Source organism: Frankia sp. CoWAU3, assembly GCF_977971855.1.
Genome location: NZ_CDWWXB010000197.1, coordinates 1 through 5,800, shown reverse-complemented (window position 1 = coordinate 5,800; position 5,800 = coordinate 1). Strand labels below are relative to the sequence as shown.

General features: G+C 72.1%; 8 protein-coding genes. 3 read left to right on the top strand and 5 right to left on the bottom strand.

Annotated elements, in window-relative coordinates:
* Positions 1-936, top strand: a 936-nt coding sequence (locus tag AC08ON_RS15050) for a M56 family metallopeptidase (RefSeq protein WP_476617188.1), incomplete at its 5' end; no start/stop codon positions are given.
* A gap of 21 nt (positions 937-957) precedes the next feature.
* Here the strand turns inward: AC08ON_RS15050 and pspAB are convergent.
* The 5 genes from pspAB to AC08ON_RS15025 are packed head-to-tail and all read right to left on the bottom strand — an operon-like array spanning position 958 to position 4,002.
* On the bottom strand, positions 958-1,554 hold the full coding sequence (gene pspAB / locus AC08ON_RS15045) for a PspA-associated protein PspAB (protein WP_476608129.1): 597 nt from the start codon (positions 1,552-1,554) through the stop codon (positions 958-960).
* Between the two features lie 33 nt (positions 1,555-1,587).
* A complete protein-coding gene (htpX, locus tag AC08ON_RS15040) occupies positions 1,588-2,538 on the bottom strand; it encodes a zinc metalloprotease HtpX (protein ID WP_476617187.1) in 951 nt (316 codons plus the stop codon).
* Positions 2,539-2,593: 55 nt separating this feature from the next.
* Positions 2,594-2,875: a PspA-associated protein PspAA gene (gene pspAA, locus AC08ON_RS15035; protein WP_476608131.1), complete on the bottom strand. Its 282-nt coding sequence runs from the start codon at positions 2,873-2,875 to the stop codon at positions 2,594-2,596.
* Entirely contained in the window at positions 2,872-3,627 is a 756-nt protein-coding gene (locus AC08ON_RS15030; protein WP_476608132.1) for a PspA/IM30 family protein, read from the bottom strand. Before AC08ON_RS15030 ends, pspAA begins: the two co-directional genes overlap by 4 nt.
* Positions 3,628-3,687: 60 nt before the next feature.
* The gene (locus tag AC08ON_RS15025; RefSeq protein WP_476608133.1) at positions 3,688-4,002 is read right to left on the bottom strand and encodes an SHOCT domain-containing protein; all 315 of its coding nucleotides are present in this window, start codon (positions 4,000-4,002) and stop codon (positions 3,688-3,690) included.
* 581 nt (positions 4,003-4,583) lie between these two features.
* Here AC08ON_RS15025 and AC08ON_RS15020 point away from each other — a divergent pair.
* Both AC08ON_RS15020 and AC08ON_RS15015 read left to right on the top strand, forming a co-directional pair.
* Positions 4,584-5,141: a GNAT family N-acetyltransferase gene (locus tag AC08ON_RS15020; protein WP_476608134.1), complete on the top strand. Its 558-nt coding sequence runs from the start codon at positions 4,584-4,586 to the stop codon at positions 5,139-5,141.
* Positions 5,142-5,173: 32 nt separating this feature from the next.
* Positions 5,174-5,662: a MarR family winged helix-turn-helix transcriptional regulator gene (locus AC08ON_RS15015; protein ID WP_476609916.1), complete on the top strand. Its 489-nt coding sequence runs from the start codon at positions 5,174-5,176 to the stop codon at positions 5,660-5,662.
* Positions 5,663-5,800: the final 138 nt, after the last annotated feature.

Sequence of the window (5,800 nt, the reverse complement as noted above, 5' to 3'; positions counted from 1 at the left end):
CGGCGGGCAGGGGCTATGACGGCCGTCGCGCTGATCCCGTTGGCCACGAACCTGCTGCTGGCCGTCAGCGGCGGCTGGCTCGGCCGGCGGTTGCCGCCCGCCGCCGCCACCCGGCTGCTGACCCTGGCCTGTCTGGTCACCGCGTTGGCCACCGGATTCGTCCTGGCCGTCGCCGCCTTCACCCTGCTCGCCCCGCTGCCCCCGCTCACCGCGGTCGGGCACTGGTCGGCCACCATGATCCGCGGCCACGACCCGCTACCCGCCGCGGCCGGGCTGGTGCCGGCCGCCGTCGTCGTCGGGCTGCTCACCGCCGCCGCCCGCCGCGCCGCCGCCCTCGGCCAGGACCTCGCCGCCGCGGAACTCACCTGCCGGCGGCTCGGACCGTCGCCTACCGGCCTCGTCATCGTCGAGGACGACCACCCCGACGCCTACACGCTGCCCGGACTGACCGGCCGGATCGTGGTGTCCACCGCCATGCTGCGCGCGCTGCCCGCCGACGAACGCCGCGTGCTACTCGCCCATGAACGCTCCCACCTGCACCACCGCCACCACGCCTACACCCAGCTCGCCGACCTCGCCGCCGCCAACCCGCTGCTGCGGACACCCGCCGCCGCCGTGCGCCTCGCCGTCGAACGCTGGGCCGACGAAGACGCCGCCGCTGTCACCGAAGATCGCGCTGTGGTCGCCCGGGCCTTGGCCCGCGCCGGCCTCGCCCGCACCGGCATGCCGACCACTCCGACCTCGGCACTCGGCGCCGTGCACACCGACCTCACCCACCGGGCGCGGGCGCTGCTGGACCCGCCTCCCAAACCACGCCCCGCCCTGGCCGTTGCCCTCGCCGCGCTCGTCCTGGCCACGGCCGCCGCCGCCGACACCGCCCACACCACCGAGCACCGCTTTGAACACGCGCAGGCAGCCTATGCGCACCGATCCTGACCGGGCGAAAAGTCGACGAGGTCACCCGTGCGTGTCGGGGTCGCGACCCGGCGCGTCGATGCCGGGCGCTCCCCACAGGGGAAACCAACGGGACAGGTCCGGTTCGATCGGGAGCTCACCCGCCAGCATCTCCCGTACCTCCAGCTCGGCCGGATTGTCCCGGCGCTGGTCACCGGCCGGCACGAACGGGTACCAGGCGCCGCGCTTGTAGAGGTAGATCAGCCCCATCGGCCTGCTGCCGTCGGTGAACCCGACGACGGTGCACAGCAGTGCCGGGCCGAAGCCGGCGTCGCGCACCGTGGCATTCGCCGCGTGCAGGTCGGTGACCAGGCCAGCGAGGTCCTGCTCGCCGGTCCGTCGCAGCAGCCAGCTGTACCCGAAGCTGTCCGTGCGCCGCTCGTACCGGCCGCCGTCCATGCTCAGCAGCCGGTCGATCTCCTGCGCTGCCCCGGTGAACGCGCCGCCTGACGCGAGTTTGACACAGACCGCTCCGGCCCCGGTCGGTCGCCATGAGCTGGCGGCCTGCAGGGTGACGGCGGCGGCTGGGAGCGTGAACAGCCGGTCGAGGTCCGGCGGGACGGGCCGGGTCCGGCCGAGAAGCACGTCGAGGATCCGCATGATCCGGCCTGCTTTCTACCCGGGGTCACCGAACTACCCGGGCTCACCGAACTGGGCGGCCAGCCGGGCAAGCTGGGCCAGGCGGGCATCCAGCGGCGGATGGGTCGAGAACAACGAGGACAGGCTGACGCCGTTCGCCAGCGCGGGAGCGAAGAAGAAGGCGTTGAACGGTTCGGCGGCTCGCAGGTCGCGGGTCGGGATCCGGGAGATCTCGCCGGTGACCTTGGTGAGCGCGGCGGCGAGCGCGGCCGGCTGGCCGGTGAGGATCGCCCCGGACCGGTCGGCGGCGAGCTCCCGGTACCGCGACAGCGCCCTGGTCAGCAGGAACGACAGCGCGTAGACGGCGGCGGAGACGACCACAACGACGAGCACGACGAGGGCGCCGCTGTCCTCGTCATCGTCACCGCCGTCACCGCCGTCACCGCCGTCGGACCGGCCGAAGCCGCCGGCCATCCCGGAGTAGAGACCGAATCGGGCGACCAGACCGGCGAGCACCCCGAGAAACGACGCGACGGTCATGACGGCCACGTCCCGGTGCGCGACGTGGGACAGCTCGTGGGACAGCACCCCCTCCAGCTCGTCGACCTCCAGCCTGCGCAGCAGCCCGGTCGTCACGCAGACGACGGCGCGTTTCGGGGTCCGGCCGGTGGCGAACGCGTTCGGCAGGTCGGTGTCCGCGACCGCCACCACGGGCTTCGGTAGGTCGGACAGCGCGCAGAGCCGATCCACGACGCCGTGCAGCCGCGGCTCCTGCGCCGGGCTGACGATGCGCCCACCGGTCGCGTACAGCGCGATGCGGTCCGAGAACCAGTACTGGGCGGCGAGCAGCCCGCCGGCGATCGCGACGACCAGGACCGGTGACACCCCGACGGCGATCAGGACGGCGATGAAGGCGACGTAGACCAACCCGAGCAGGAAGACGGTCAGCACCATCCGGGCCGACAGTCCCCGGTCTAGGGCGAACCGCCGCGGCGCACGCGTCATCACCATCGTCACCTCACCATCGTCACCTCGTCGGTCGGGGCTCGGCCGCCAGAAATCAGGAGCCGGGAATCAGGCCTTCGTCGCCGAGCAGTCCGCGGACCTCCGCCAGCCCGGTGTCGGCGCGCGGCAGCACCAGCTCCGATGGCTCCAGCCGGTCCGCCGGCACCGCGCGGCCGCGGGTCCGGACCCGTTCGAGCAGCCTCGTCAAGGCTTCCTGGAACGCCGGCTCGTCACCGGCCTCGACGGCCGTCAGCAGCACGTCATCCAGCTCGTTGAGGGCCTCCAGGTCGGTTGCGGGCAGGTCGAACTGGCCCTCACCCAGAATGCGCACGATCACGGCCGCTCCTCCGGTCGAGCGGCGTCGGCCGGCGGGCGGCCGCCAATCGCCCGCGCGGGCATGGCGCTTTTGATCTCGGCCAGATCCTGATCGATGTCGGCGGCCGCGGACAGCCGGTCCAGCTCGGCCTGGATGTCGTCGCGCGGGCCACCGGCCGCCGTCTCCAAGGCGCCGGAGGCGAGTAGTTCGTCGATCGCGCCGGCCCTGGCCTGCATCTGCTCGGTCCTGTCCTCGGCCCGCTGGATTGCCAGGCCGACGTCGCCCATCTCCTCGGAGACCCCCGCCAGCGCCTCGCCGATCTTCGTCTGCGCCTCCGCCGCGGTGTACGTCGCCTTCACCGTCTCCTTCCTGGTCCGGAACGCCTCGAGCTGGGCCGCCAGCCGCTGCGCCGCCAGCGTCAACCGGTCCTCCTCCGCTCGCAGCGACGCATGCTGCTCCCGCAGATCCTCCAACTGCGCGGCCACCCCGGCCCGGCGACCGAGGGCCTCCCTGGCCAGGTCGTCGCGGCCCGCGGCGACCGCCTGGCGGGCCTGTCCGGACAGCCGCTCGGCGGCCGCCCGTAGCTGTTCGACCTGGAGCTCCAGCCGCTTCCGGCTGGTAGCGACGTCCGCGACCCCGCGGCGGACCTGCGCCAGCAGCTCGAGCTGCCGAGCGTAGGAATAGTCGAGAACCTCACGCGGATCCTCGGCGCGGTCCAACATCCTGCTGGCCTTGGCCCGGAACACCAACGCCAGCCGCCTGCTCAGGCTCATCGACGCCTTCCCTCCCCCGGTCCCGTCGGTCCCTCTCCGATCTCGCCGGTCAGCCGACGGTCAGCCGGCCCTGGTGAGATCCGTCGGGCCGGGCCGTTCACGCAACACGTCCAGGCGGCGGTGGTACTCCGCCTCATCGATCTCACCGCGGGCGTAACGCTCGGCGAGGATCCGCTCGGCCGACCGCTCGTCGGGCCGTTCGGTACCGGGCCGTTCCACGCCGGGCGGTTCGGCCGACGTACCCGGCCCGCCGCCGCGGCCCGCGCGCAGGAGAGCAACCAGTACCCCGATCACCAGCCCCCAGAAGACGACCATGCTGAACGACATCAGCAGCCAGCCGCCCCAGCCCCAGGTGTGCCCATCCCAGATCATCATCGTGATCTCCTTCGATCTCGATACCCTCGGCGGTTCGATATCGTTGGCGGCCTGCCGCTCCTCGACCTTCGTTCCGAGGGGCGATGGAACGAGGGCCGTTCGTCCCGGACCTGGCCGACGACCGGCCTGTGTTGGGGGGATGCCCCCGGCGCCGCCGTCCACACGACCGGCGATAGTCTGGCCCGTCCCGGGCGAACTGGGCTGCGGGGCACAGGCCGCGGGCAGAGGCGTACCGCGAGCGCCCTGGGTCCGGCGGCCACGATGGCCGCATCGAGGGCGGCGGGCGGCGAACGCCGGGCGGATGCGTTCCTCGTACGTCGTGGCCGGGTCGTGCAACGGCAGGTCCGGTGCCACCACCCGATGTCCTCGCGCCCGCAGTTGCGCTCCGAGGGGCTCCCAGCACGTGGCGTCGTGTCAGGCTCCGTGCAGCAGGCAGAACAGAGCCACGACCCGTGGCTGTCCAGCCGGTGGCTCGCGCGCGGGTCCCACGGTCCGCCTCACAACCCACGGTCCGCCTCACAACCCACAGTCGCCGCCTTTCTGGCGGCATGCCGCACGCTTCCGGCAAACTACCGGACACGATGAGTCTGACCACGATCATTCCCCTTCTCACGACGGACCGGCTCGTCCTGCGGCCCATCCACAACGACGACGTCGCCGGCTACACCGAGATCTGGTCCGATCCCGAGTTCACCCGCTACTTCCACCGGCCGACCGACCGGGACGGCGTCTGGCATGCCCTGGCCGGCTGCATGGGCTGCTGGGTGCTGACCGGCGTAGGTCCGTGGTCGGTTGTCGAGAAGGCGGGCGGGCAACTCCTCGGCCAGGCGGGGCTGTGGACCGAACCCGGCTGGCCGGGCATCGAGGCCGTCTGGTTCCTGCGCCGGGACCGCTGGGGGCACGGCTATGCCACCGAGGCCGCCACCGCGGCACTGACCTGGGTGTTCGCCCAGCGCCCCGACCTCACCGAGGTCGTCTCGGCCATCGTCCCGGCCAACACCGCGTCCGTCCGGGTCGCCGAACGCCTCGGCATGGCATACGTCCGCAGCGAGTTCCTCCACGACGAGGCCCATGCCGTCTATGCGGTCAGCCGGGCCGGCTGGGTCACCCCGACCACTCGACAGCAAGCTTACGGATAATCCGCGACGGACCTAGTCGTTAGGCTGCGGGCATGACCGCCATGGCACCCTCCCGCGCCGGACCAGACCTGTCGTTCCTGCTGGACCACGCTGGTCATGCCCTGCGGACCCGGATGGCGGCCGCGCTCGCCGAGATCGGTCTCACCGCACGCATGCACTGCGTGCTGGTGCATGCCCTGGAGGAGGAGCGCACCCAGATCCAGCTCGCCGAGATCGGCGACATGGACAAGACAACGATGGTGGTCACCGTGGACGCCTTGGAGAAGGCCGGCCTCGCCGAACGTCGGCCCTCCGCCAGGGACCGGCGGGCTCGGATCATCGCGGTCACCGAGGCGGGCGCGCGGATCGCCGCGCGGAGCCAGGAGATCGTCGATCGGGTCCACGAGGAGGCGTTGGCGGCGCTTCCCACCAAGGAGCGGGAGGTCTTCCTGCGGGCGATGAACCGCTTGATCGAGGGGCATCTGGCCGGACCAGCGAAGAGCCCTCAGCCGGTCCGGCGGGCCCGCCAGCGGGCTCAGTGAGCCTTTCCGCGCAACGATCGATAGCTCTGCGTGAGAATCACGGACGGTAGTTGGTAGGGCGGTCCGAAGGGGGCGGTGCAAGAAGAAACGCGGGACCCCGGTAGAAGTCTGTTCCGACCAAAGATCAGCTTCAGGGAG

Coding starts and splice junctions, on each gene's coding strand:
- pspAB (WP_476608129.1), bottom strand. CDS start 1,554: ATGCGGATCCTCGACGTGCTTCTCGGCCGGACCCGGCCCGTCCCGCCG.
- htpX (WP_476617187.1), bottom strand. CDS start 2,538: ATGACGCGTGCGCCGCGGCGGTTCGCCCTAGACCGGGGACTGTCGGCC.
- AC08ON_RS15030 (WP_476608132.1), bottom strand. CDS start 3,627: ATGAGCCTGAGCAGGCGGCTGGCGTTGGTGTTCCGGGCCAAGGCCAGC.
- AC08ON_RS15025 (WP_476608133.1), bottom strand. CDS start 4,002: ATGATGATCTGGGATGGGCACACCTGGGGCTGGGGCGGCTGGCTGCTG.
- AC08ON_RS15020 (WP_476608134.1), top strand. CDS start 4,584: ATGAGTCTGACCACGATCATTCCCCTTCTCACGACGGACCGGCTCGTC.
- AC08ON_RS15015 (WP_476609916.1), top strand. CDS start 5,174: ATGACCGCCATGGCACCCTCCCGCGCCGGACCAGACCTGTCGTTCCTG.